The 24,835-nt window shown below is 67.2% G+C and carries 24 protein-coding genes; 16 read left to right on the top strand and 8 right to left on the bottom strand.

Annotated features, from left to right (window positions below):
* Positions 1 to 10 precede the first annotated feature (10 nt).
* Positions 11 to 601, bottom strand: coding sequence for a TetR/AcrR family transcriptional regulator (locus AD72_RS19965; RefSeq protein WP_231644904.1), 591 nt, complete (start codon positions 599 to 601; stop codon positions 11 to 13).
* 169 nt (positions 602 to 770) lie between these two features.
* Between AD72_RS19965 and AD72_RS19960 the strand changes: the two genes are divergently transcribed.
* A complete protein-coding gene (locus tag AD72_RS19960) occupies positions 771 to 2,999 on the top strand; it encodes a (Fe-S)-binding protein (RefSeq protein ID WP_031468051.1) in 2,229 nt (742 codons plus the stop codon).
* A gap of 69 nt (positions 3,000 to 3,068) precedes the next feature.
* On the opposite strand, the gene AD72_RS19955 is transcribed toward AD72_RS19960, so the two are convergent.
* Together AD72_RS19955 and AD72_RS19950 are read right to left on the bottom strand one after the other, a co-directional pair.
* Complete coding sequence (locus AD72_RS19955) at positions 3,069 to 4,160, bottom strand: inositol-3-phosphate synthase (RefSeq protein ID WP_031468050.1); 1,092 nt, start codon at positions 4,158 to 4,160, stop codon at positions 3,069 to 3,071.
* A complete protein-coding gene (locus AD72_RS19950; RefSeq protein WP_031468049.1) occupies positions 4,150 to 4,716 on the bottom strand; it encodes a PadR family transcriptional regulator in 567 nt (188 codons plus the stop codon). Before AD72_RS19950 ends, AD72_RS19955 begins: the two co-directional genes overlap by 11 nt.
* Before the next feature lie 269 nt (positions 4,717 to 4,985).
* Here AD72_RS19950 and AD72_RS19945 point away from each other — a divergent pair, with 269 nt between their 5' ends.
* The 3 genes from AD72_RS19945 to AD72_RS19935 all read left to right on the top strand — a co-directional run bounded on the left by AD72_RS19945 (position 4,986) and on the right by AD72_RS19935 (position 10,183).
* Positions 4,986 to 5,402, top strand: coding sequence for a DUF5318 family protein (locus tag AD72_RS19945; protein WP_031468048.1), 417 nt, complete (start codon positions 4,986 to 4,988; stop codon positions 5,400 to 5,402).
* A gap of 307 nt (positions 5,403 to 5,709) precedes the next feature.
* Positions 5,710 to 8,442, top strand: coding sequence for a transglycosylase domain-containing protein (locus AD72_RS19940; RefSeq protein WP_156365279.1), 2,733 nt, complete (start codon positions 5,710 to 5,712; stop codon positions 8,440 to 8,442).
* Between the two features lie 163 nt (positions 8,443 to 8,605).
* Positions 8,606 to 10,183, top strand: coding sequence for a glycosyltransferase family 87 protein (locus AD72_RS19935; protein ID WP_031468046.1), 1,578 nt, complete (start codon positions 8,606 to 8,608; stop codon positions 10,181 to 10,183).
* 207 nt (positions 10,184 to 10,390) lie between these two features.
* On the opposite strand, the gene AD72_RS19930 is transcribed toward AD72_RS19935, so the two are convergent.
* The gene (locus AD72_RS19930) at positions 10,391 to 10,840 is read right to left on the bottom strand and encodes a hypothetical protein (RefSeq protein WP_031468045.1); all 450 of its coding nucleotides are present in this window, start codon (positions 10,838 to 10,840) and stop codon (positions 10,391 to 10,393) included.
* Between the two features lie 489 nt (positions 10,841 to 11,329).
* Here AD72_RS19930 and AD72_RS19925 point away from each other — a divergent pair, with 489 nt between their 5' ends.
* The 3 genes from AD72_RS19925 to AD72_RS19915 all read left to right on the top strand — a co-directional run bounded on the left by AD72_RS19925 (position 11,330) and on the right by AD72_RS19915 (position 13,786).
* Entirely contained in the window at positions 11,330 to 12,079 is a 750-nt protein-coding gene (locus AD72_RS19925; RefSeq protein WP_197285024.1) for a ParA family protein, read from the top strand.
* Between the two features lie 127 nt (positions 12,080 to 12,206).
* On the top strand, positions 12,207 to 12,464 hold the full coding sequence (locus tag AD72_RS19920; RefSeq protein WP_156365278.1) for a hypothetical protein: 258 nt from the start codon (positions 12,207 to 12,209) through the stop codon (positions 12,462 to 12,464).
* Between the two features lie 74 nt (positions 12,465 to 12,538).
* Complete coding sequence (locus AD72_RS19915) at positions 12,539 to 13,786, top strand: glycosyltransferase 87 family protein (RefSeq protein WP_197285023.1); 1,248 nt, start codon at positions 12,539 to 12,541, stop codon at positions 13,784 to 13,786.
* On the opposite strand, the gene AD72_RS35770 is transcribed toward AD72_RS19915, so the two are convergent.
* Both AD72_RS35770 and AD72_RS19905 read right to left on the bottom strand, forming a co-directional pair.
* Positions 13,682 to 15,037 carry a glycosyltransferase family 87 protein gene (locus AD72_RS35770; RefSeq protein WP_231644903.1) on the bottom strand — a complete coding sequence of 452 codons (1,356 nt, stop codon included), beginning with the start codon at positions 15,035 to 15,037 and terminating at the stop codon, positions 13,682 to 13,684. The two genes, AD72_RS19915 and AD72_RS35770, sit on opposite strands and share 105 nt — an antisense overlap.
* On the bottom strand, positions 15,009 to 15,776 hold the full coding sequence (locus AD72_RS19905) for a deoxyribonuclease IV (RefSeq protein WP_031468040.1): 768 nt from the start codon (positions 15,774 to 15,776) through the stop codon (positions 15,009 to 15,011). The genes AD72_RS35770 and AD72_RS19905 overlap by 29 nt, the downstream gene beginning before the upstream one ends.
* A 140-nt stretch (positions 15,777 to 15,916) precedes the next feature.
* Between AD72_RS19905 and AD72_RS19900 the strand changes: the two genes are divergently transcribed.
* The 9 genes from AD72_RS19900 (at position 15,917) to AD72_RS19860 (ending at position 23,471) form a co-directional block, all read left to right on the top strand.
* On the top strand, positions 15,917 to 16,909 hold the full coding sequence (locus AD72_RS19900; RefSeq protein WP_031468039.1) for a hypothetical protein: 993 nt from the start codon (positions 15,917 to 15,919) through the stop codon (positions 16,907 to 16,909).
* A 59-nt stretch (positions 16,910 to 16,968) separates the two neighbouring features.
* Positions 16,969 to 17,832: a hypothetical protein gene (locus AD72_RS19895; RefSeq protein ID WP_031468038.1), complete on the top strand. Its 864-nt coding sequence runs from the start codon at positions 16,969 to 16,971 to the stop codon at positions 17,830 to 17,832.
* Between the two features lie 119 nt (positions 17,833 to 17,951).
* Positions 17,952 to 18,275 carry a 30S ribosomal protein S6 gene (gene rpsF, locus AD72_RS19890; RefSeq protein WP_031468037.1) on the top strand — a complete coding sequence of 108 codons (324 nt, stop codon included), beginning with the start codon at positions 17,952 to 17,954 and terminating at the stop codon, positions 18,273 to 18,275.
* 2 nt (positions 18,276 to 18,277) lie between these two features.
* Complete coding sequence (locus AD72_RS19885) at positions 18,278 to 18,775, top strand: single-stranded DNA-binding protein (RefSeq protein WP_031468036.1); 498 nt, start codon at positions 18,278 to 18,280, stop codon at positions 18,773 to 18,775.
* A gap of 42 nt (positions 18,776 to 18,817) precedes the next feature.
* On the top strand, positions 18,818 to 19,057 hold the full coding sequence (rpsR, locus tag AD72_RS19880) for a 30S ribosomal protein S18 (protein ID WP_020496735.1): 240 nt from the start codon (positions 18,818 to 18,820) through the stop codon (positions 19,055 to 19,057).
* 14 nt (positions 19,058 to 19,071) lie between these two features.
* Positions 19,072 to 19,536 carry a 50S ribosomal protein L9 gene (gene rplI / locus AD72_RS19875; protein ID WP_031468035.1) on the top strand — a complete coding sequence of 155 codons (465 nt, stop codon included), beginning with the start codon at positions 19,072 to 19,074 and terminating at the stop codon, positions 19,534 to 19,536.
* A gap of 394 nt (positions 19,537 to 19,930) precedes the next feature.
* Positions 19,931 to 21,307, top strand: a complete 1,377-nt coding sequence (gene dnaB, locus AD72_RS19870; RefSeq protein WP_031468034.1) for a replicative DNA helicase — start codon at positions 19,931 to 19,933, stop codon at positions 21,305 to 21,307.
* Between the two features lie 131 nt (positions 21,308 to 21,438).
* Complete coding sequence (locus tag AD72_RS19865; protein WP_031468033.1) at positions 21,439 to 21,981, top strand: TetR/AcrR family transcriptional regulator; 543 nt, start codon at positions 21,439 to 21,441, stop codon at positions 21,979 to 21,981.
* Complete coding sequence (locus tag AD72_RS19860; protein WP_031468032.1) at positions 21,978 to 23,471, top strand: MFS transporter; 1,494 nt, start codon at positions 21,978 to 21,980, stop codon at positions 23,469 to 23,471. The genes AD72_RS19865 and AD72_RS19860 overlap by 4 nt, the downstream gene beginning before the upstream one ends.
* Positions 23,472 to 23,526: 55 nt before the next feature.
* On the opposite strand, the gene AD72_RS19855 is transcribed toward AD72_RS19860, so the two are convergent.
* Together AD72_RS19855 and AD72_RS19850 are read right to left on the bottom strand one after the other, a co-directional pair.
* Positions 23,527 to 24,006 carry a GNAT family N-acetyltransferase gene (locus tag AD72_RS19855; RefSeq protein WP_031468031.1) on the bottom strand — a complete coding sequence of 160 codons (480 nt, stop codon included), beginning with the start codon at positions 24,004 to 24,006 and terminating at the stop codon, positions 23,527 to 23,529.
* Positions 24,003 to 24,668, bottom strand: coding sequence for a DedA family protein (locus tag AD72_RS19850; RefSeq protein ID WP_231644905.1), 666 nt, complete (start codon positions 24,666 to 24,668; stop codon positions 24,003 to 24,005). The genes AD72_RS19855 and AD72_RS19850 overlap by 4 nt, the downstream gene beginning before the upstream one ends.
* Positions 24,669 to 24,835: the final 167 nt, after the last annotated feature.

Raw genomic sequence — 24,835 nt, 5'->3', positions numbered from 1 at the left:
ACACAACCACTCACGAGGACTGGCCCGCTGAGCGGAGGAGGGCGGCTATGACGGGTTCGAGATCGGCGGCCCGGGGGGATTCGTCGTCGATGAGGCCCTGGATGAGCAGTCCGTCGATGGCCGCGAGGAAAACGCGGAAGGCGACCTCGTCGTCGTGCCGCACCATGGAGGTGAGCACGTCGAGCCAGCGTCGTGCGGCGGGACGGAGGGAAGGGCGCCGGGCGGCGAGGAGGTAGAGCTCGTATTCGGCCATGGTCCGCCCACGTTGCGGGCCGAGCGCGTGCGCGATCAGGGCCGCGATCTCGGCGGCCGCGCGCCTGCCGTGCGAGCGCACGTGGTCGATCATCCAGTAGACCTCGGTGGCCATGTCCTTGGCACCGGTGAGCAGCGTGGCGATCAGCAGTTCGTCGAGGGTGGCGAAGTGGTAGGTGGTGGACGCTGTCGGGATCCCGGCTTCGCTCGCCACGGTTCGGTGCGTGACCCCCGCGACGCCGTCCCGCTCGATCACCCGCAGGGTTGCTTCGATGATCTCGGCGCGCCGCTTCTCACCCCGTACCTTGCGCCCGTCCACTCCACTGCGCGCTCCCGAACGCGGACTCACTCGGGCTCCACCTCCCTCTCGCAGGTCACGTCAAATTACCTGAACGATAGTCCCAATATCCAGGAGGCATGCACCACATTCGTGGGACGTTGGGCATGCCGATCAGTTACTCATCGGTAATGAGCTTTAAGGTGCTCGGATCAACGGTTCCTGACGAAAGGCCCGGACCATGAGTGCGTGGCAGATCACGCTCGGCTCTGTCGGCGTGGCGATCAGCCTGGTCGCGTGGGCGATGTTCCTTTCCGGTGTCTGGCGGATGGTGCGCATCATCCGGCTCGGCCAGCCGGACTCGACGCGCAACGGCCCCTTCATTCCCCGCCTGAAGACCCTGATCAAGGAATTCGCCGCGCACACGCGGATGAGCAAATTCCGGCACGTCGCCCCGTGGCACTGGATGGTGATGTGGGGCTTCCTGCTCGGCATCCTGCTCGTCTTCGAAGCATACGGCGAGGCGTTCGTTCCCTCCTGGCACTGGCCCTACCTCGGCGCCTGGTCGGTGTGGAGCCTGCTCGTCGAGCTGCTCGGGCTCGGCACGGTAGTCGGCGGGGTCGCGCTCGCGGTGATCCGCCAGCTCAACCACCCGCGCCGCGCCGATCGGCAGTCGCGGTTCGCCGGATCCAACTTCGGCGCGGCCTACTTCGTCGAAGCGGTCGTGATCATCGAGGGTCTCGGCATGCTCGGCGTGAAGGCCTTCAAGGAATCCAGTGGCCTCGAGGACATGCCGCTGTGGTCGAGCTTCGTGACCAAGCCGCTGTCCTCAGTGCTTCCGCCGAGCCCGGTGCTGGTCTCGGTGATGGCGCTGATCAAGCTCGCCTCCGGGATGCTCTGGCTCGCCGTGGTTTCCCGCAACCTGACCATGGGCGTCGCGTGGCACCGGCTCTCGGCGTTCTTCAACATCTACTTCAAGCGCGAGGACTCCGGCGACGTCGCACTCGGCGCGCTCAAGCCGATGATGAGCGGCGGCAAACCGCTCGACTTCGAGGAGGCCGACCCGGACAAGGACGTGTTCGGGGCCGGGCAGATCGAGGACTTCTCCTGGAAGGGCTTCCTCGACTTCACCACCTGCACCGAGTGTGGGCGCTGCCAGTCGCAGTGCCCCGCGTGGAACACCGGTAAGCCGCTGTCCCCGAAGCTGGTCATCACCCAGCTGCGCGACCACGCCTATGCCAAGGCCCCTTACCTGCTCGCGGGCGGCAAGCGGGACATGGCAGGCGACGAGGTCGGTCTCACCGGGGATGATCCGCACGCCGGCATCGACGTGCTCGCGCTCGCGGAGTCCGAGAAGTCGCTCGTCGGCGACATCATCGACCCCGAGGTGCTCTGGTCGTGCACCAGTTGCGGCGCCTGCGTCGAGCAGTGCCCGGTGGACATCGAGCACGTTGACCACATCGTGGATATGCGCCGCTACCAGGTCATGATCGAGTCGAACTTCCCGAGCGAGCTCAACGGGATGTTCAAGAACCTGGAGAACAAGGGCAATCCGTGGGGACAGAACGCCAAGGACCGTCTGCAGTGGACCGAGGAGCTCGACTTCGAGGTGCCCGTGTTCGACGGTGACCTCGGGGACGCGGAGTACCTGTTCTGGGTCGGCTGTGCGGGTGCTTTCGAGGACCGCGCGAAGAAGACCACCCGCGCGGTCGCGGAACTGCTGCACATGGCCGACGTCAAGTACACGGTGCTCGGGCCGGAGGAAACCTGCACCGGTGACCCGGCGCGGCGCGCGGGCAACGAGTTCGTGTTCCAGCAGCTGGCCATGCAGAACGTCGAAGTGCTCAACTCGGTGTTCGAGGACCGCGAGCCGGGCAAGCGCAAGATCGTGGTCACCTGCGCGCACTGCTTCAACACGCTGGCGAACGAGTACCCGCAGCTCGACGGGCACTACGAGGTCGTACACCACACGCAACTGCTCAACCGCCTCGTGCGGGAGCGGCGACTGGTGCCGATCGCGCCGGTCGGCGGGAGCGCCACCGACATCACCTACCACGACCCCTGCTACCTGGGGCGGCACAACAAGGTCTACGACGCGCCGCGCGAACTCGCCGGTGCGGCCGGAGCCAACCTGCGCGAGATGCCCAGGCACGGTGACCGGTCGATGTGCTGCGGCGCGGGCGGGGCGCGCATGTGGATGGAAGAGAAGATCGGCAAGCGCATCAACGTGGAGCGCGTGGACGAAGCACTGGGCACCGCGCCCTCGAAGATCGCGACCGGCTGCCCCTTCTGCCGGGTCATGCTCAGCGACGGGGTCACATCCCGGCAGTCCGATGGGCTCGCCTCCGAGTCCGTCGAGGTACTCGACGTGGCGCAGCTGCTGCTCAACTCCGTGAAGCGCGAAGCACCCGCGAGCGAGCAGGCCGAGGAACCCAGTAGCGAGACCGAGGAAACCCCGCTGACCTCGTAAAACGGGCTTCGTGAGTGGTTGCGTTGGTTCTAACCAACACAACCACTCACGAGCACTCGTTTGCCCAGGTCAGCGTTCTAGTTCGCCCTGGATGAAGCGGTTGACGGCATCGCGGGCTTCGGAGTCGGAGTACTGCACGGGCGGGGACTTCATGAAGTACGAGGCCGCGGAGAGGATGGGTCCACCGATGCCGCGGTCGAGGGCGATCTTGGCGGCCCGCACGGCGTCGATGATGATCCCCGCGGAGTTGGGGGAGTCCCAGACCTCGAGCTTGTATTCGAGGTTGAGCGGCACATCCCCGAACGCGCGCCCTTCGAGGCGGATGTAGGCCCATTTGCGGTCGTCGAGCCACGGCACGTAGTCCGAGGGCCCGATGTGCACGTTCCGCTTGCCGAGGTCCCGGTCGACCTGGGAGGTGACCGACTGGGTCTTGGAGATCTTCTTGGACTCGAGCCGGGACAGCTCCTTCATGTTGAGGAAGTCCATGTTGCCGCCGACGTTGAGCTGCATGGTGCGGTCCAGCTGCACACCACGGTCCTCGAACAGCTTGGCGAGCACCCGGTGCGTGATGGTGGCCCCGACCTGGGACTTGATGTCGTCCCCGATGATCGGCACCCCGGCCTTGGTGAACTTCTCCGCCCATTCCGGGTCGGAGGCGATGAACACCGGCAGCGCGTTGACGAAGGCCACGCCCGCGTCGATGGCCGCCTGCGCGTAGAACCGGTCGGCCTCCTCGGATCCCACCGGGAGGTAGGAGACGAGCACATCGGCCCCGGAGTCGCGCAGCGCCTGCGCCACGTCGACCGGCTGCTCGTCGGATTCCTCGATGGTGTCGGTGTAGAAGGCACCGAGCCCGTCGAGGGTGTGCCCGCGCTGCACGGTCACACCGAGCGGTGGCACATCGGCGATCTTGATGGTGTTGTTCTCGCTCGCCAGGATCGCCTCGGAGAGGTCGTTGCCGACCTTCTTGGCATCCACATCGAACGCGGCGACGAATCGCACGTCGCGCACGTGGTAGTCGCCGAACTGCACATGCATGAGCCCGGGAACGGTGCTCTCCGGATCGGTGTCGGCGTAGTAGTGCACCCCCTGCACAAGCGAAGCCGCACAGTTTCCGACTCCGACGATCGCGACCTTCACCCCGGGGGTGTTAGCGCCCATGACCGGATTCCTCACTTTCTTCGGTTTCCTGCTCCGCACGTTCGTGCGCGATCAGTTCGTTGAGCCAGCGCACCTCGCGCTCGCTCGCCTCGAGGCCTTGTTGATGCAGCTCACGGGTATAACGGTCGATCTGCTCCCCGGCACGGGCCAGCGCGCTGCGCAGTCCCTCGCGCCGCTGCTCGACCCGCCTGCGGCGCCCCTCGAGGATGCGCATGCGCGCGCTGGCCGAGGTGCGGGTGAAGAACACCATGTGCACGCCGAAGCCTTCGTCGTCGCAGGAGTTCGGGCCCGCGTCCTCGGCGAGTTCGGCGAACCGTTCCTTGCCCTCCGCGGTGAGCTCGTAGACCTTGCGCGCCCGTCGCTGCTGGCTCCGCGCGCCCTCCTCCGGATCCCGCTCGGCGATCAGTCCGCGGCGCTGCAACCGGCGCAGCGTCGGGTACAGCGAGCCGAACGAGAAGGCCCGCAGCGAGCCGAGCAGCTCCCGCAAGCGTTTGCGGAGCTCGTATCCATGCATCGCCGAGTCGTGCAAGATGCCGAGCACGGCGAATTCGAGCATCGACACCTCCAAGGCGATCACGGCGGTTATATATCGGGACGATACATCGCCTCGACCGGTCCCCAGCAGCGAAAGCGAACCTTCTCACACGTCAACGCCACAACCTCCGAAATACGTCCCGATCACCCGAAAAATCGCACACGAAGCGTGCCGGAGCCGGTACGAATGCGTCCCGGATGCGCTCCCGATTCAGCGAAACCGAATGCGAATCGGGCCATAAATCGAATCGGCCGGTTCAGATCACAGGATGGACACGTACCCTGTAGACCGTGCGAACCCAACGACAGCTGGTGGACTACGCGCTGCGCCGCCGTGCGCTGCTCGCGGAGGTCCGTGTCGGCCGCACCTCGACCATGGATGTCTGCGATGCGAGCCCCTACCTGCTGCGGGCCGCCCGGTTCCACGGCGAGTCGAGCCAGCAGTCCTGCCCGCTGTGCGATGGCGAGCTGGTCAACACCAACTGGATCTTCGGGGACGTGCTCGGGCCCGCTTCCGGCTCCGCACGCTCACGAACCGAGCTCGAGAAGATGACCGAGCTGTTCAGTGAGTTCAATGTGTACGTCGTCGAGGTCTGCCCGAGCTGTCATTGGAACCACCTCGTACAGTCATACGTCCTCGGGACCGGTGCCACCTCGGACGGTGAGCGCGGTACCAGGAACCGAAAACGGAAGACGGCGGGACAGTGATGCCACGAAGTACGCCACGAAAACCCGTCGCCGAACACCAGGGCGCCAGCTGCCGGACGGGTGAGCTGCCCATGGAGGTCAACTCGTGAACGACCAGCGTAGACCGTCTTGGCCGGGTGACGATCCCGACGGAAGGCAGGGACGGCCGGCCGCTCAGAACCCCGGCGGCGCGCACCGGCATCGCAGCGAGGAGCCCCAACCCGGCGCCGGTACCCATGGTTCCATCCAGAACGTTCTCGGTGGTGGAGCCACGCCGAACGGAAACGGGTCGAACACGCAGCAACCGGGACGACCGGTGCGCCAGCCGGTGCCCACGAGCGCCCGCCCGGTGCCGCCGCCGTGGCAGCGCCAGGCCGGGCCCGCCGGTCAGCAGCAGCCGCCGCGCGGACCCCAGCAGCCACCGCGGCCCGGGGGACGGCCGAACGGCTACGCCCCGCCGCCGATCCCGCCCGTCGAAGGGGAGACCGAGCTACTCCCGCTGGTCGACGAGGACAAGCACTACGACGACTACCGCGAGCCGGAACTGCTCACCCACCGGGACGGTTTCGACGACTTCGACGAGGAACCGCTCGAGACCGACGGCCGACTGAACACGCACTACCTCGCCGAGGAGGACGAGTACGCGGACGAGGAGCCCGAGCCGGAGGCGGGGGACGATCCCGAACCGCCGCAGCGGCCGCGCTCGACCAGCCTCGAGCGGGCCCGGATGCGGCGCAAGCGGCGGTGGAAGCGCATCCGCCGGGGTGTCTACATCGCCGCCGCCGTGCTGATCATCGGGCCGATTCTCGGGTTCTTCATCGCCTACCAGGTGGTCGACGTGCCCTCTCCCGAGGAGGCGCAGGCCAAGCTCGCGCAGCCGGTGAACTACTACTTCGCCGACAAGTCGCTGATCACCACGGACAAGACGGACGGCGGCAACCGCACGATCCTCAAGCCGAACCAGATCACCGACACGGTCAAGCACGCCACCGAGGCCGCGGAGGACGCGAGCTTCGAGACCAACTCCGGTTTCGACATCAAGGGCATCCTCGGCGCCGTGTGGAAACAGGTCAGCGGACGCCAGGGCGGTGGTTCCACCATCTCCCAGCAGTACGTCAAACAGGCCACCGGTAATGACCAGCACTCGTACTGGCGCAAGGCGATCGAGCTCGTCCAGTCCTTCAAGATGACCAACGAGCAGTCCAAACAGGACATCATCACCGCGTACCTGAACACGATCTACTTCGGGCGCGGCGCCTACGGCATCCAGGCCGCGGCCAAGGCCTACTTCAACACCGATGCCGAGAAGCTGAGCAAACCGCAGGCGGCCATGCTCGCGGGGCTGATCCAGGGCCCGGGCCGCTCGGAGAACGAGAAGTACCGGGTGGACCGCGCGAACTACGTGATGAACCAGATGGTCGACCACAAGTGGATGACCAAGGAGGAGCGCGCGCAGGCCACCTTGCCGACCCCGATCGAGGCGGGGAGCAACAAGCAGGAGACCCAGCTCCAGAAGAATCCCTATCTGCTCGCGGTCAAACGGCAGATCGACAGCGAGCTCGAATCGAAGGGGCTCGACGCCAACCAGCTGCGGCACTCCGGCGCGAAGATCTACACGACCATCAACCCCAAGGTCCAGCAGATGGCCGTTGATGCGAACAACAAGATCATGAGCGCCAACAAGAACGACAAGAACCTGGTCAGCGGTCAGGTCTCGGTCGACCCGAAGACCGGGAGCATCCTTGCCTACTATCCGGGTCAACGGGACAAGACGCAGTACGACCAGGCCGCCCAGGCACACCAGCCAGGGTCCTCGTTCAAGCCGTTCACCTTCCTCTCCCTGCTGGAGAACCGGCCGGGAGCAGGGCTCGGTAGCACCTTCGACGGCACTGACAACCAGGTGATCAAGGGCACCAGGGTGCACAACGCCGACGAAGAGAGCTGTGGCACCAGCTGCACGGTCAAACAGGCCATGACCGAATCGGTGAACACCGTCTTCTACAACATCGCCGCCCAGATCGGCACCCAGAAGGTCCGCGATGCCGCCTGGCAGGCCGGTATCTCCAAGACCACGACGCGGGCGGGCTGCGAGAACGTCCCCAGCCTCACCGAGGTCGACCCGAAGACCTGTAAGCCCAAGGAGATCGGCGGCGGTATCGCGCTCGGCCAGTACCCGGTCTCGGTCAAGGACATGGCCCAGGCCTACGCCACCTTCTTCAACAACGGCATGTTCATCCCCGCGCACTTCGTCAGCAAGGTCACCGACTCCTCCGGGGAGGACACGCTCTACCAGGCGCAGACCGCGGGCAAGCCGGCCTTCGACAAGAACGACCCCAAGCGCAACGCCCAGCTGGCCAGCACTGTCCTCGACTCGATGAAGGACGTGCTCGGCTACAGCGGCGGATCGCTCGGCGGCCGGCCGAACGCGACCAAGACCGGTACCGCCCAGGCCTACGCCGCGGGTGACGAGGGCAGCAACACCGCAGCCTGGATGGCCGGCGGCACCCCGCAGGTGGTCAGTGCCGTCTACGTCGGGGACAAACGCAACAGCGGTAAGGCCATCCACGGCAACTACTCCAACCCCAAGGGCAGCTCGACCAACTACGACATCTACGGGCGTGAGGAACCGACCTTCATCTGGCAGGAGTTCTCCAAGGACTACCTGCAGGGCAAACCGGTCGAGCAGTTGAGCGAGATCCCGCCGATGGGGGAGCAGTCCAGCTACTCGTTCTCCACGTACACCCCGTCCACGCAGACGAACTCGTCCAACGACCAGACCAATGCGACCGACGAGACCACGCGGAGCAGGCACCGGCGCACGAGTCAGCACACCACGCAGAACCAGGACACCAGCGAACCGGACAACAACACCGGTTCGAGTCCGCCGACACATGGTGGCGGTGGTGGCGACACCGGAGGCGGTGACACCGGCGGTGGCGGAGGCGGCCACGGCGGAGGCACCGATGGTGGCGGCACCGGAGGCGGCGGAGGTGGCGGCGGCGACACGCCGGGCGGTCACTCCGGGGGCGGTCACACTGGTGGCGGCGACACCGGCGGCTGACCCGACCAACCCACTCTGACCAGGTCAAACAGGCCCTTGTGAGTGGTTGTGTTGGTTAGAACCAACACAACCACTCACAAGGGCCTTCTGGCGTTGCTCGTACCATGCGGCGGTGACCGAAAGCGCCGAGTCAGACACCGAATCGGGCGAGCCAACGCGAACGGTGACGAAGGGTTCGCGACGGAGCACCGAGGACACGGACTCGTTGACGCCGGACGAGCGTGTGATCCCGACCTGGACGCAGACGATCGCGCGGCAGGCGTCGACGGTGATCGGCGGCCCCCTCGGCAGACATGCGGCGATCGGCAGGCACTGGTTCTTCTCTCCGCTCCGGGTGGTGCTCGCCATCGGGATCCTGGCGCTGCTGCTTTCCTGGTGCGGGAAGGCCGCGTGCATCCAGTCCAACGATCAGGGCACCGGGCTCGACTGGTCGGGACACCGTCAGTACGTGTCGATGTGCTACTCGGACATCGTGCCGCTCTACGGGAGCGAGCAACTGGACAAGGGCGCGTTCCCGTACCGTGATTCGTGGGCCGAGGAGACCACCGACGACTCCGGCAAGCAGGTCACCGAGCGGCGTTATATGGAGTACCCGGTACTCACCGGTCTCTTCCAGTGGGTCAACGCCAAGATCGCCCACCTGTGGACGAGCCTCGCACACTCCGGGATACTGCCCGCCGCGCTGCCGGTCGCGGTGTACTTCAACGCCTCGGCACTACTGCTCGGGCTCGCCTGGCTGGTGACGATCTGGGCGACCGCCCGCACCGCGCGCCGCCGAGCATGGGATGCCGTACTCGTCGCGGCCTCGCCACTGGTGCTGGTGCACGCCTTCACGAACTTCGACACGCTCGCGACCGCGTTCGCCGCGACCGGGTTACTCGCCTGGGCGCGCAGAAAACCCGTGCTGGCCGGGATACTGCTCGGACTCGGCGGGGCCGCGAAGCTCTATCCGCTGTTCCTGCTGTTCCCGATTCTGTTGCTGTGCCTGCGATCCGGGCGGATGCGCGAAGGACTGCGCACCACGGGGACGGCGGTACTCGCCTGGTTCGTGGTGAATCTGCCGATCATGCTCGCCTATCCGGAAGGCTGGGCGCAGTTCTTCCGGCTGAACGCTTCGCGGGCGGCGGATCCGGACTCTCTCTACAACGTCGTCTCGGGCCTCACCGGCTGGGCGGGGTTCCCTACCGTCGAAGCGTTGAACGGGTTCAGCGGGGTCATACTCGCCCTCGCCTGTATCGCGATCGGCTGGCTCGCGCTCTGCGCACCGACCAGACCGCGGCTCGCCCAGCTGTGTTTTCTGCTCGTGGCCGCGTTTCTGCTCACCAACAAGGTGTGGAGTCCGCAGTATTCGCTCTGGCTCGTCCCGCTCGCCGTGCTCGCCCTGCCGAACTGGAAACTGCTGCTCGGCTGGATGGCGATCGATGCGCTCGTCTGGGCGCCGCGGATGTTCATGTACCTGGAGCAGGAGACGATCAAGGCGGGCGAACCGGATCGGGGTCTACCACCGCAGTGGTTCCTCGGCACCGTCACGGTTCGCGATCTCGCTGTGCTCGGCCTGTGCGCACTGATCGTGCACCACATCCTGCGCCCGGAGCGGGATCCGGTCCGGATCAGCGGGGACGACGATCCCAGCGGTGGACCGGTCGCGCAACGCCTCGACCGCTTCCTCGTGCCGAGCCTGCCGAAGCTGCTCTCCGCACGCGGGAAGAGCGGGAAGCCCCGTCAGTCCAGTTCGGACTGAGGCCCCCGTCAGTCCAGTTCGGACTGAACGGCAAGGATCCCCAGAGGCACATGGAGAGCCGGGTACGCCGGACACAGCGTCTGTGTCCGGCGTACCCGGCAGATTTCCGTTCGGTCGGCGACGGTGGAAGGAACGACCGCGCGGTTCAGGGCCCGTGATCCGCGCCGGTCGATCCCCCGGTCTCGCCGAAAGACCTCAACGGGTCATTCAGTTGGGGGCCGGCTCGTTGCCGCGCTGCTGGTGGTCGGTCACCGAGATCGGGCCCGGGTAGGCGGGCACGAGGGCGTGCACGGCCTTGAGGCCTTCGGCAACCGGGTTCGCGATGACGCCGGTGAACGCACCCGCGACAGCCGAGCCCGCGCCGGTGCCGACGCCTTCGAGGGCTTCACCGGGCTTGCCTTCCAGCAGCTTGCCGACCTTGCCGATCTGCGTGCCGCCACGGATGAAGTCCTTGTGCGCCTGCTCGTAGGAGGGCACGACGTTGCAGGGGGAGTTGGTGGTGCCGTTGTTCGGCCCCTCGGTGGTGCTGCTGGACTGCGAGCAGAGCTGGTCCGGGGTGTCCGCGGTGGCCGCGAAGCTGCTGGCGGTGCCGCCCAGCAGGGCGAGTCCAGCGGTGGCCGCGGCGACCGTGATGGCCCGCTTCATGAAGGTCTTCATGTGGAAATACTCCCGTTCGTTTCTTGATAAAGCGCCGCTGGTGTTAACCCGCACGCAAGTAGCTATTTCGTTCTTCGGTTCCTCGAGGTTGATCCGCGCAGATCAGGAATTCCGTAATGAACATTAAACACGCTCTGGGCGAGAACGAAAGCCGAGTGCGACCATCAGGTGACAAGCGAGGGTCATGTTCCCTCATTCGTGTTGCCAACTCGCCAGTACGGACGCGAAACACGCATGCAGGGCATGCATCTGTGTCGCCTGAACGTGTTGCCACGCCTGCCCGTCCGAGTTTTCAATTACCCTTTGAAGTGTACCCATTAACCGGGTAATCCGGCGTTACCCGATCGAAGGATAGTACGGAAGTTTAATGTTTTCCCACCAATACCGACAGTCGTAATTGAATGAATGACGGTCAACCATTAAACCGCTAACACCTTTTCCCGCTATACCGTATTAGCATGAAACCGTTCGCTGGTTTATGCTGGCCCGGTGACAGTCGTGATCGGAGTAGGCGGGCCGAAGGGCGGCGTGGGAAAGACGACACTCGCGCTGAACATGGCGACCCATTGCGTTCGCGGCCTCGGCGAGCAGACCCTGCTCGTCGACACCGATCCGAACCGTTCCGCCCTCGACGCGGCGACCGCGGCGGGTGCGGCGATGCCCTTCCAGGTCGCCGCGAGCACCGATCCGGCCGAGCTCGAGGATCTGCGCACCGCGGGATTCGACGTGGTGCTCGTGGATCTGCCCGGCGTACGTGAGCACAGCGCGCTCGATGCGCTGCTGCGCGAGGGCGCACTGGATGTGCTCGCCTTCCCCACCCGGCCGGAACTGATGGACCTTCGCCCGCTGCTGTCCTTCGTGGACGAACGCGTGCGACCGAACAACGTGCCCTATCTGATCGCGCTCACCCGGGTGCACCGCGATCGCTGTCGCGCCGCCGAGGAACGAAGAGAGGAGTTGCGTTCGCTCGGTTATCGCGTCGCAAGCACTTATACCCGCGCGCTCGTCTCGCACGACGATGCGCTCGAACTGGCCAAGCCGGTCTGTGATCTACCTGGGGGCCGGCATTCGACGGCCTCGGCGGCGACCCGCGAGTACCGCGCGCTCGTCGCCGAGTTGCTCGCCATGTGCGGCCACAGATACGACCCGGACCACACCACCGCACCCGTGTCCCGCATCCCCGCCCGACCGACCGGAGCAGCGGAGGTCATCCATGGCAACTCAACGTACGCTTGCTGAACTCCTCGGCAGGACCCCACAGGTCGCGCCGATCCCCCAAGAGCAGCCGACTCCCCAAGAGCCGCGGACATCCGAAGAGCCGCAAGCCCCCGAAGAGCGACGGGACGAACCCGTACAGACCGAACGGATGAGCCCGCCCGGGGCAGTGCACCCGGCTGCGCCCGAACCGAACGAATCCACGGCCTCCGCCGAGCTGCGCACTCCCGCGCCCGGATCGGCCGACCGGATCACCCTGTATCTGCATCCCGACGATCACCGCGCCCTCGGCCTCGCCAAGTTGGACGACCGGATCGACCACAACACCCGCATCCGCGCGATGATCGCGCTGTGGCGCAGCGATCCGGACGCGGTCAACGAGCTCGCCGCCCGGCACAAGGCGCCGTAGCCGCAGGCGGGCGGGGCACCGCCCGGTAGGGTCGCCGCGAACCGGGAACGCGACTACGTGGTGGCTAGAGAATGATGACGCGAGCACAAGCACTACTGACCAGGCTGCTCGCAACCGGGCCGGCGCTCTGGATCGCACTCGGCGTGGTCGAGCTCGCCGCCGCGGTCGTGGTGCTGATGGTGATCCCGACACCGATCGACCTCGAGGTCTACCGGCTCGGCGCGCAGGCACTGGTCCGGGGCGCACCGCTGTATCACGATCTGCCGCCCACCACCGCGGGCGTCGCGCTGCCGTTCCTCTACCCGCCGCTGGCAGCGGTGCTGTTCACCCCTCTGACCCTGATCGAGCTGTATCCCTCCGAGGTGCTGTTCGGCACGGTCTCCACGATCGCGCTGCTGGCCACCCTCTATGTCTTCGTGCGCGAGCTGCACCAGCGTGAGGGCCGCAAGCTCCCGCGCGCGCTCGCGATGAAGCTGGCGCTGCTCGGTCTTCCGGTCGCCACCTTCGCCGAACCGGTGCGGGAGAACCTGCAGTTCGGCCAGATCAACACGGTGCTGATGGCCCTGGTCGCGGTGGACTGCCTCGCGCTGCGCAACACCCGCTACCGCGGGCTGCTCACCGGTGTGGCGACCGCGGTCAAGCTCGTTCCCGGTGCGTTCCTGCTGTTCTTCCTGTTGCGCAGGGACTGGCGCGGGGCACTGGGCATGGTGATCGGCGGGGTGCTGTCCTCGGCCATCGCGCTGATCATCGCGCCCGGGCTGTCGATCCAGTTCTGGACCAAACAGATCTTCGACATCGCGGGCAATGTCACCTTCGCGACGAACCAGACGCTCAAGGGCTTCTTCGCCCGGTTGATCACCGATGAGACCGTGCAGAACGTGTGCTGGGCGGTCGCGGTGCTCGCGCTGCTGGTGGTGATCGTGCTCGGGATGCGGCGCGCGCTCGCGGTGCGGGACACCGCCTCCGCACTGGTGATCAACGCGATCGGTGGCCTGCTGATCTCGCCGATGTCCTGGTCGCACCACTGGACCTGGGTGGCCCCGGCCTTCCTGCTGCTCGCCGTCAACGCCTGGCGGCTACGGCAAGTCTGGCTCGCGCTCGGCACGGTGGCGGTCATGGCGATCGGCTACCTCGGACCGTTCTGGTTCGCTCCCCGGGACAACGGGGCCGAGGTGCACTGGACGGTGTGGCAGCAGATCTACGGGAACTCCTACGTGCTAATCGGGGTGATCGCGCTGGTGATCACCGCGGTCAAGATCGGCGCCCGGAACCACACGATCACCGTCGACGAACCCGGTGTGCCAGCCGGGCGCGGCGCGTAGGAAGGCCAGGAACAGCCCCGCGAGCAGGGCGGCCCGGCCCCAGACCCCGATCATCACCGCCTGCGCGGCGAATCCGTCGTAGATACCCGAGTCGATCTGGTAGTACCACCGGAAAAGGCCGATCCCGAACACCAGATCCACGAGCAGATAGCTGACGATCCAGCCGGGGTGCACCCGCAGCAGCGCGAAGAACGGCAGCAGCCAGAGCACGTACTGCGGGGAGTGCACTTTGTACAGCAACAGGAACGCGCACAGCATCGCCGCGCACACCGCGACGAACGGGTATTCGCCCGTGCGCAGGTAGCGGCGGTGGCCCAGATACAGCGCGAGCGCGCAGCCAAGCAACACCGCCAATGGTGCCGCCAGGCTGATCGCGTCCTGGAAGGCCTGGTTGTCCGGATTCGAATAGGGACGGAACGCCCAGAACCAGATCGAGTTCGTGGTGATGTCCACCTTGCGGGCGGCCTGGAAGGTGAACGAGGCCAGCCAGCCGTCGAAACCGAGCGCCACGAACGGCAGGTTCACCAACACCGCGGGCGCGATCGCGGCGGCCAGCACCCGCCCGACCCGCGCACCCCGTGTCCAGGTCAGCGCGAGCAGCGGCAGCACGAACAGCGCCGGATAGAGCTTGAGCGCGAAACCGAGCCCGAACAGGACCGCTGCCAGCACCGCGCGCTGCTCGAACGGGCGCCGCCAGCGCAGCAGGGCGAGGAACCCGCCGGTGCTCACCGCGACGACCGCGAGGTCCCAGTTGTGGAAGCCGTACAGCGCCAGGGCAGGGGCAAGCGACCAGCACAGCGCACGCCAGCGAGTGAGTTTGCCCAGCGCGAACGCGGTGAACAGGCCGAACGGCGCCAGTAACAGCGCCGAGGCCAGCAGGAACTGCCCGTCGTTGCCCGCGAACACCGAGCCCAGCCAGATCAGCATCCCGGTCAGCACCGGGTACTCGACGCTGCCCCCGGTCAGCTCACCTCGTGCGTCGAGCCCGCCCTCCAGATAGGGGAAGCGATGCCGGTCGAGTTCCCTGGCCTGCCACAGGTACTGGATGTCGGAGTAGCAGACCTCGGCGTACTGCCTGGTCCCGATCGAGGGCTGGGTGACCCCGTGCGCGTCGTAGCCGGGCCCGGTGCAGCGGGCCTTGTTCGCGAACCCCGCGACGAGCATGAGCCCGCAGAGGGCCACGAGTACCGCGAGGACCAGGCGTTCCGGGCGTCGGGACCGCTCAGCCGGTGTGTTCGCGTAGGTAGGCAATGTCCTCGCTGATCCCGGTCCACGGCGTCTCGCACACCACCGGCGCGTCGGCGGCGCGCACCACATCGGCGAGCTGGCTGACCTCGATGGTGCCGTTGCCCAGGTTCGCGTGCCGGTCCCGCCAGGAACCGAACGAGTCCCGCGAGCTGTTCAGGTGCACGAGATCGATGCGCCCGGTGATCGCTTTGACCCGGTCGACGATCCCGACCAGGTCCTCGCCCGCCGCGAAGGCGTGGCAGGTGTCGAGCACGAAACCGGCGTCGAATTCGCCGACCTCGTCCCAGAGTCTGGCCAGCATGTCGAATCCGCGGGCCATCGCGTTGTCCCCGCCCGCGGTGTTCTCGATCAGCACCCGAGTCGGGAAACCGCCCTCCTTGGCCTGCCGTTCGAACAGCTTGCGCCAGTTGCTCAGGCCCTCCTCGGGGGCGTCGTCCTTGGTGACGTGCCCGCCGTGCACCACGAGCCCGGTCGCGCCGACCTCTGCGGCCACCTTCGACTGCTCGAGCACCTGCTTGCGGCTCGGGATCCGGATCCGGTTGTTCGTCGAGGCGACGTTGAGCACGTACGGGGAGTGGATGAAGACCTCGAGATCGCTGTCCTTGATCTCGGCCGCGTTCTCCGGGGCCTTCGGCGTCTTCCAGGACTGCGGGTCGGAGAGGAAGAACTGCACGACCTTCGCGCCGACCTCGTCCGCAGCGTCGATCGGGTCCTCCTGGCGTACATGTGCTCCGATTCGCATGGCCGTCAGCGTAACCACCCCCACCGACAAACCTCACCCGCCCGTTTCACGGGGGTGCCACGGGACACCGAACGCCGGTATCGTGACCGTCACCTATCGGCTACTGGGTCGTTAACTCATTCGGCAGGAGGGATGAGTACATGGGCGCGCGTGTTGGACGGATCGCCGCGAGTGCGGTGCTCGCGGCGGGTGTCGGCTTCGCATCGACGGCCATCGCGGCACCCGCCGCCGATGCCGCGCAGCCGGTGATCGTCGGCAGCTGCAACGCCACGGTGACCGGGTCCCCGGGTGAGCCGGTCTCCATCGATCTGGGCGCGGTTCTCGGTATCGGCAAGGGCCCGGTCGTGCCGATCGGCGCCATCCCGCAGGCCGGTGCCCGCGCGCTCAACCCGTCGGGGGCGGCCCAGGCGCACAAGGGCCCGCTCGCCGACCTGATCGGCGGCATCAACAGCGTGCTGCAGAAGCTGCTCACCGGTGGCTGTTCGATCCTGGCCAAGGCCACGAACGCGGTCGCGGCGCCGATCCAGGACGCCGGGAAACCGGTCACCGACGCGCTCGCGCCCGCATCGAAGCAGCTCGCCAAGGGCCTGACCGACCTGCACCTCGCCAAGCAGAACCCGCCGGACCGGCAGAGCCCGAGCAATCCGGGCGGTTCGCCGACCCAGCCGGGCAACCAGGGCAGCACGCCGCCGCCCGACAAGGAAGGACTGCCGACCCCGCCCGCGCAGAGCGGCCCACAGGGGGTTCCCGCCGGGATTCCGCTCTACGGCCAGCTCGGCTACGGTTCCGCGGCACCCATGTCCCCGGCCTCGCTGTACAGCGCGGTTCCCATGGACGCTCCCGGATTCGGCGTCGGGTACGGCGCGCCGGGCATGTACGGTGCTGATCAGGGCGCGCAGTACGGGACGCAGATCCCGGGCAACGCACCCTCGTTCGGTCAGATCCCCGGACAGACCAACAGCGACTCGATGGGTGACCCGGTGCGCACCGCGGGCCGGGCGACCGCACTCGCCGAGCCGGTGAAACAGGGCGGCAACGACATCGGTGTCCCGCTGCTCATCGCCGTCATCGCGGCGACCGGAGTCACCGCGGGGCTCGCCCGCGCTTGGGTAATGAAAAAGGCAACGCGTTGAACAGTGAAGGGGTGACCGGGTTGAGGAAAGGTCTCCGTAGAACCGCGGGACTCGCGACCATGGCCGCCATTGTCGGCACCACGACCGTGCTCGGCGCCGGAAGCGCGTCCGCCGCGACCGTGACCGAGTCATCGTGCACCGGACAGCTTCCCGTGCACATCGGTGACACCGTCTCGATCGCCGGCTCGGCCGTAGCGGGACAGGCCGCCCAAGCTGTCAAGAACTCGGGCGTGTGGTTCACCGATCCGAAGCGGGTCAGCGACAAACTCAAAGCGATCCCGAGCATCGCCCTCACCGGCATGCCGAACAAGGCCTCCACTCCGATATCCGGCAACACCATCGCCGCCGCGGTCGCCAAGGCCTATCCAGCGGAGAAGCTCTTCGACCCGAACGGACTCGGCGCCGACAAGAAGACCGCGATGGCCGCCATCGAGAAGGAGCTCACCGGCACCTGCGGGTTCACCGCGGCCGCCGTGGACTACAAGCCACCGCAGCAGCCGTCCTCGCAGGCACCTCAGCCCTCGCACCCAGCCACCCAGTCGCAGGCGCCGAGCACCGCGAGCGGCACACCGACCGCGCCCGGCGGGGTCAGCGGAACCGCGCAGCCGCCGCAGGCGCGATACGGCTCCGGGGCCATCCCGGCCATGTCCGCGCCGCCCTCGGCCCGCTACGGCACCCCGGACTCGCTCGCCGCTCCTCCCGGGGAGCGCTACGGCGTGCCCGGCTACGCCCCGGCCACCGGCCAGCTCGGCCCGGAGAGCGCCGCGAACAACCCGGTGCACCAGGCAGGCCGGGCGACCACGCTCGCGCAGGACCCGAACGGCGAATCGAGCAAGGTCGGCATCCCGATGCTGATCGCGGTCATCGCGCTGGCCGGAGTGTCCGCCGCGCTCGTCCGCACCTGGGCGCTGCGCCGACTGTGAGAAGTCGGCGGTCGAGCCCCGTCGTCGCCTGCGGAAACCGCTGCCGTATCCTGGACCGGTTGACCCTCCTGTCACGGAACGTCCGTGACCGCCAAGTCCAGAGGAGGTGAGTGGTCTTCATGCGTCATTACGAGGTAATGATCATCCTCGATCCGAGCCTTGACGAGCGCAACGTCGCTCCGTCGCTCGAGAACTACCTGCAGGTGGTCCGCACCGGGGGTGGCTCGGTCGAGAACGTGGACATCTGGGGCCGTCGCAGGCTCTCCTACGAGATCGCCAAGCACAGCGAGGGCATCTACGCCCTTGTCGACGTGAACGCCGAGCCGGCGACCGTCGACGAGCTCGACCGGCAGCTCTCGCTGTCCGAGACCGTGCTCCGTACCAAGGTGCTGCGCCGCGACGCGCAGCGTGCCCGCGGTTCCGCGACGGCGAAAGCGAACTGAGCATGGCTGGCGAGACCGTGATCACCGTTGTCGGCAACCTGACCGCCGACCCGGACCTGCGGTTCACCCAGTCGGGAGCCGCGGTCGCGAGCTTCACAGTCGCGTCGACCCCGCGCACCTTCGACCGCGCCAGTGGCGAGTGGAAGGACGGCGAGGCGCTGTTCCTGCGGTGCAGCATCTGGCGCCAGGCAGCCGAAAACGTCGCCGAGTCCCTGACCAGGGGTATGCGCGTGGTCGTGCAGGGCCGCCTTCGCCAGCGCACGTTCGACACCCGTGAGGGCGAGAAGCGCACCGTCGTGGAGATGGAGGTCGACGAGGTCGGCCCCTCGCTGCGGTACGCGACCGCCAAGGTGAACAAGGTCAGCCGTGGATCCGGTGGCGGCGGTTTCGGTGGTGGAGGCGGAGGCGGCCAGCCCGGTCCGTCCGCGCCCGCCGACGACCCGTGGGGCTCCGCACCACCGGCGAGCACCGGCGGATTCTCCGACGAACCGCCGTTCTGATCAACCTGTCCCATTTCCACGTGAGCAAGTAGGAGAAAGACCGTGGCCAAGCCACCCGTACGCAAGCCGAAGAAGAAGGTGTGCGCCTTCTGCCGGGACCGCAACGCGCACACCATCGACTACAAAGACACCAACCTGCTGCGCAAGTACATCTCGGACCGCGGCAAGATCCGCGCGCGCCGGGTCACCGGCAACTGCAGCCAGCACCAGCGGGACATCGCCGTCGCGGTGAAGAACTCGCGCGAGATGGCGCTGCTGCCCTACACGTCCACCGCGCGCTGAGGAAGGAGCACGTCATGGCGAAGATCATTCTCACGGCAGACGTGGCCAACCTCGGCGGCCCCGGCGACATCGTCGAGGTCAAGGACGGCTACGCGCGCAACTACCTGCTCCCGCGGTCGCTCGCGATCACGGCGACCAAGGGCGCCGAGCGGCAGGTGCACACCATCCGCAGGGCGCAGGAGGCGCGGCGCATCCGCGACCTCGACCACGCCAACGAGGTCAAGCAGCGCATCGAGAGCCTCCCGGTGATCGCCCTGATGGCGAAGACCGCGCCGAGCTCCAAGAAACTGTTCGGCTCGGTCACCCCGGCCGATGTGGTCAACGCGCTCAAGGCTGCCGGCGGGCCGACGCTCGACAAGCGGGTGATCGACCTCGGTGGGCACATCAAGACCACCGGCAAGCACGCGGTCACCGCGAACCTGCACCCGAAGGTCAAGGTCACCTTCGCGCTGCAGGTGCGTGCCGCGGACGCGGAGTAGTCCGCGCAAGCATTCCCGGGCCGTCCCGTCCGAACTCGGACGGGACGGCCTTTTGCTGTCCACCTTTTGCTGTCCGCGGCCCGGTCCCGCGACACGCCGAGGGCCCGCCCGGCGCGACACGCCGAACCGATTGACCCCAAAGTTGTCCACAACTACTCCACAGGGTCTGACCTGTACGGATGATGAGGTATCCCATCACTGTCCCCAGGTTGTCCCCAGTGGGTCCACCTCTGGGCGACATGCTGTCCCAGCTTGTCCCCACCGGGTCCACGCCTTGTCCCCAATACTGTCCCCATGGTGAGTTGCCCGGCCCGTGGCGCGGACCTAACGTCGCCGCAGGGGACACACCTTTGCGGTATCATCGAACGTATGTGCGAATGGAGGGACTGTCGCGGTGACGGTCGCTGACGAGCGAGAAGCGCAACAAGCACCCGGGGCTCCGCCTGCGTACGAGAAGCAGCCGCCGCAGGACCTGGCCGCCGAGCAGTCGGTGCTCGGCGGGATGCTGCTCTCCAAGGACGCCATCGCCGATGTCGTCGAACTGCTCACCCCTGGCGACTTCTACCGCCCGGCGCACGAGGCCGTCTACGACTGCATCCTCGATCTCTACTCGCGCGGGGAACCGGCCGATGCGATCACCGTCGCCGCCGAACTCGAGCGGCGCAGCGAGCTGTCCCGGGTCGGCGGCGCGCCCTATCTGCACACCCTGATCGCGACCGTGCCCACCGCGGCGAACGCCGGGTACTACGCCCAGCTGGTCGCCGAGAAGTCCACGCTGCGCAGGCTCGTGGAGGCGGGTACCCGGATCGTGCAGCTCGGTTACGGCGGTGGGGACGGCGCCGAGGTCGACGACATCGTGGACCGCGCCCAGTCCGCCATCTACGACGTCACCGAGCGGCGAACCGCCGAGGACTACGTGATCCTCGAGGAACTGCTCCAGCCCACCATGGACGAGATCGACGCCATCGCCTCGCGAGGTGGGATCTCCAAGGGGGTGCCGACCGGGTTCGCCGATCTCGACGAGGTGACCAACGGCCTGCATCCCGGCCAGATGATCATCGTCGCGGCCCGTCCCGGTGTGGGTAAGTCCACGCTGGGCCTGGACTTCGCGCGGTCCTGCTCGATCCATCACCAGCAGGCGAGCGTCATCTTCTCGCTGGAAATGAGCCGCACCGAGATCGTGATGCGCCTGCTCTCCGCCGAGGCCAAGATCCGGCTGCAGGACATGCGCACCGGCAAGATGTCCGATGACGACTGGATGCGGCTGGCCCGCAAGATGAGCGAGATCTCCGAGGCCCCGCTGTTCATCGACGACTCGCCGAACCTGACCATGATGGAGATCCGCGCCAAGGCACGGCGGCTCAAACAGCGCAACGAACTGCGCCTGATCGTCGTCGACTACATGCAGCTGATGACCTCCGGGAAGAAGGTCGAGTCCCGCCAGCAAGAGGTCTCCGAGTTCTCCAGGCAGCTCAAGCTCGTCGCCAAGGAGCTCGAGGTCCCCGTGGTCGCGATCAGCCAGCTCAACCGTGGGCCCGAACAGCGCACCGACAAGCGGCCGATGCTCTCCGACCTGCGTGAGTCCGGAAGCCTCGAGCAGGACGCGGACATCGTCATGCTCATCCACCGCCCCGACGCGTTCGAGCTCGACGATCCACGCGCCGGGGAGGCCGACCTCATCCTCGGTAAGCACCGTGCGGGTCCGACCCCCACGATCACGGTCGCCCACCAGCTGCACTACTCCCGCTTCACCGACCTCGCCCAGGGCTGAGCAACCCACTCCTGACCTGCACGAACCGGGTCGGTCGATGGGGTTTTGCGTGGTTGTGTTGGTTCTAACCAACATTTCCGCGCACGACCTTTGATGAGACATTTTTGTCTCATGTGAGCTATCATCGTCTCATGTCGAGTCGAGAAACGATCCTGCGCGCGGCGGCCACCCTGCTCAGCCGCAACAACGGCGCGACGATGGACGAGGTCGCGAAGGCGGCCGGGATCAGCAGGGCGACGCTGCACCGGTACTTCGCGGGGCGGAAAACGCTGATCAAGGCGCTCGAGGAGCTCGGCATCGCGGAAACGGAGCGGGCGTTCCAGGCCGCCCGGCTCGACGAGGGCACCGCCACCGAAGCGTTGCACCGGGTGGTGGCGGAGACGGAGTCGACGGCCCCACTGCTGTCCTTCCTGCTCAGCGAGGACCAGCTGTACCTCGAGGAACCCTCCGAGGGCTGGCAGCAACTCGAGGACCGGCTGGCGGCGCTGTTCCACCGCGGGCAGGCGGACGGGGAGTTCCGGATCGACATGAGCACGACCTGGCTCTCCGATGCCCTGCTCGCGCTGATCGCCGCGGCCGCGTGGTCCGCGCAGTTCGGCCGCATCGCGAGCAAGGACTACCGGGCGATGGTCCTCGACCTGTTCCTCAACGGCGCGCGACGGGAGCAGCCATGAGCAAGACCATGCGGTGGTTCGCACTCGCGGTGGTGGTGCTCGCCGAACTGCTCGTCACGATCGATGCGACCGTGCTCGGGCTCGCGATCCCGTTCCTCAGCGAGGACCTGCACCCCTCGAACACCCAGCTGCTCTGGATCGCCGACGTCTATTCGTTCGTGATGGCCGGGTTGCTGATCTCGATGGGCAGCGTGGGGGATCGGTTCGGCCGCAAGCGAATGCTGCTGATCGGCGCGGCCGGTTTCGGGCTCATCTCGGTGCTCAACGCCTATGCGACAAGCCCGGAACTGCTCATCCTCGCGCGCGCCCTGCTCGGCGTCGCGGGCGCCGCCCTGCTGCCCGCCACGCTCGCGATGGTGCGCACCCTGTTCGACGATCCGGCAGAGCGCAGCTTCGCGATCGGCGTATGGGGCGCGATGGCCTCGGTGGGCATGGCCATCGGGCCGCTGCTCGGCGGGGTGCTGCTCGAGCACTTCTGGTGGGGTTCGGTCTTCCTGATCAACCTGCCGGTGATGGTGCTCGTGGTCCCGCTGGCGATGAAGCTGCTCCCGGAATCACGGAACCCGAATCCGGCGCGGCTGGATCCGGGCAGCGTCGCGCTGTCCATGATCGGCCTCGTCGGGGTGGTCTACGCGATCAAGGAGGCCGCCCAGTTCGGCGCGCGCCTCGATGTGCTGATCGCGGCGGTCCTCGGGATCGGCGGGCTCTTCTGGTTCGTGCGCAGGCAGCTGCGACTGCCGAATCCACTGCTCAACGTCCGGTTGTTCGCCAACCGTGGGTTCACCGGGGCCGTGCTCGCGGACCTGTTCAGCATCCTCGGGCTCGCCGGGACCGTGTTCTTCCTTTCCCAGTACCTGCAGATGGTCCAGGGCCGGAGTCCGCTGCAGGCCGGGCTCATCGAACTGCCGGTGACCGTGGGGGCGATCATCACCGGCCTGATCGCGGGGCAGCTCGCGCGCCGGTCCGGAGTACGCGTCATCGTGGCGGGCGGACTCGTGCTGCTCGGGCTCGCGCTCGGCGGGATGAGCCTGTTCGCGGAGGACACCTCCGTGCTGTTTATCGGCGTTCAGCTATTCATCCTGGGTGCGGGTGCCGGGCTGGCCTTCACGGTCACCGCGGACGTCATCCTGTCCAGCGTGCCCACCGAGCAGGCGGGCGCCGCGTCCGCGGTGTCCGAGACGGCCTACGAACTCGGTGGCGCGTTCGGTATCGCGCTGCTCGGTTCGGCGCTTTCCGGTATCTACCGCGGGTTTCCCACCCCGAGTGGGGTACCCAGGCAGCTCGCGGACAGCGCGCACAGTTCACTCGGCAACGCGATCACCGTGGTCGGCCAGCTGCCGGAGCGCACCGGGTACGCCCTGCTCGAGGCCGCACGGTCCGCCTTCCTGAGTGGGCTGCAGGTCGCCGCCGGGCTCGGCGCTCTCCTCGTGCTCGGCACCGCGGTCGCCGCGTGGTTCCTCCTGCGCCACCAGCGCCTGCATCGGTCGTGAGTGGTTGTGTTGGTTAGAACCAACACAACCACTCACAAGCACCCGTTTGACCAGGTCAGGCCATGCGGCGAAGTACTACGCGGGTGCCGAGCGCGTCCAGGCCGAGTGCGCGCTCGTGCTCGCGCAGTTCCTCGAGGCCCGGGGTGAGCTCGGTCAGTTCGGTGAACCCGTGCTTGGCGTAGAAGGGCTGGTTCCACGGGATCTCGGCGTAGGTGATCAGGGTCATCGCGGTGTACCCCTGCTCGACGGCGTGCGTGAACGCGGCCTCGACGAGTGCCCCGCCGTGGCCCCGGCGCCCGTGATCGGGGTGCACGGCGAGCTGTTCGAGGTGCGCGTGCCCGTCCACTTCCTCGACGCGCGCGAACCCGACCGGGGGCTGCCCGGTGACGTGCACCCAGTCGGCGGCGCGCAGTTCCTCGAGGTCACCGGGCGGGGGCAGGGGACCCCAGCCGATCTCGGCGAACAGTTTGTCGGAGGCGGCCTCCAGCTCCGGGAGGGCGCGCAGTTCTTCGGAAGTGGCGAGCCGAACGGTCATGACATCCTTGATGCGGTTCCGGAGGAGCCGAGCTCACCCGGGGCATCCTCGTGTACGTCGAGCTTTTTGGACTTGGCCAGCCAGCGGCGGGCGATCTCGATCACGCCGAGGATGCACAGCACGATCCCGAAGGCGAGCAGCAGCCCGTAGAAGGGCTGGTTCTCGAAGGCGGAACCGCCGATCCAGCCGACGAGCCCGGCCTGGACCGCCCAGATCGAGCAGCCGATCGCGTCGAGATAGAGGAACCGGGCGAGCGGGAATCGCATCCCGCCCGTGGCCAGCGCGGTCGCGACCCGGCCACCGGGCAGATAACGGCAGGCGATGATCATCGCGGTGGCATAGCGGCGCACCATGCGCTGGACCCAGTCGTAGAACTCCTTGCCCCCGTCCCTGCGCTGCAGGCGGTGCAGGATCGCGGCGCCCGGTCCGCGCCCGATGACGTAACCGACCGTGTCACCGAGCATCGCCCCGGCCGCCGCGACGACCGCGAGGATGAGCAGCTTCAGCGGGTGACCATCGAGCAGTACGGCGACCGCGATCACGGTGGCCTCGCTCGGCATGAACGGCACGAGCGCGTCGAGCCCGGCCATGAAGAACACGATCAGCCACAACCACGGAGAGTCGATCGAGTGCGCGACGACCTCGGTGAGATGGTTCAGCATCTCGAACACGCGCCCGCACCCCCTTCGCACCGGCGATGGATCGCGAAAGCCGCCCTCTGCTGGCCATCGTGTCCGAATGATCCTTCCCGCATCCTACGTTGACCTGCCAATTCGTCGCACCCGCATCCACTCGAAGGCCGGCGTGGGCAGACCCCTTGTGCGTGGTT

The sequence above is a fragment of the Sciscionella sediminilitoris genome (genome assembly GCF_000737195.2).
Lineage (GTDB): Bacteria > Actinomycetota > Actinomycetes > Mycobacteriales > Pseudonocardiaceae > Sciscionella > Sciscionella sediminilitoris.
The sequence above is the reverse complement of the archived record's forward strand: the minus strand, read 5'-3'. Positions and strand labels throughout refer to the sequence as shown.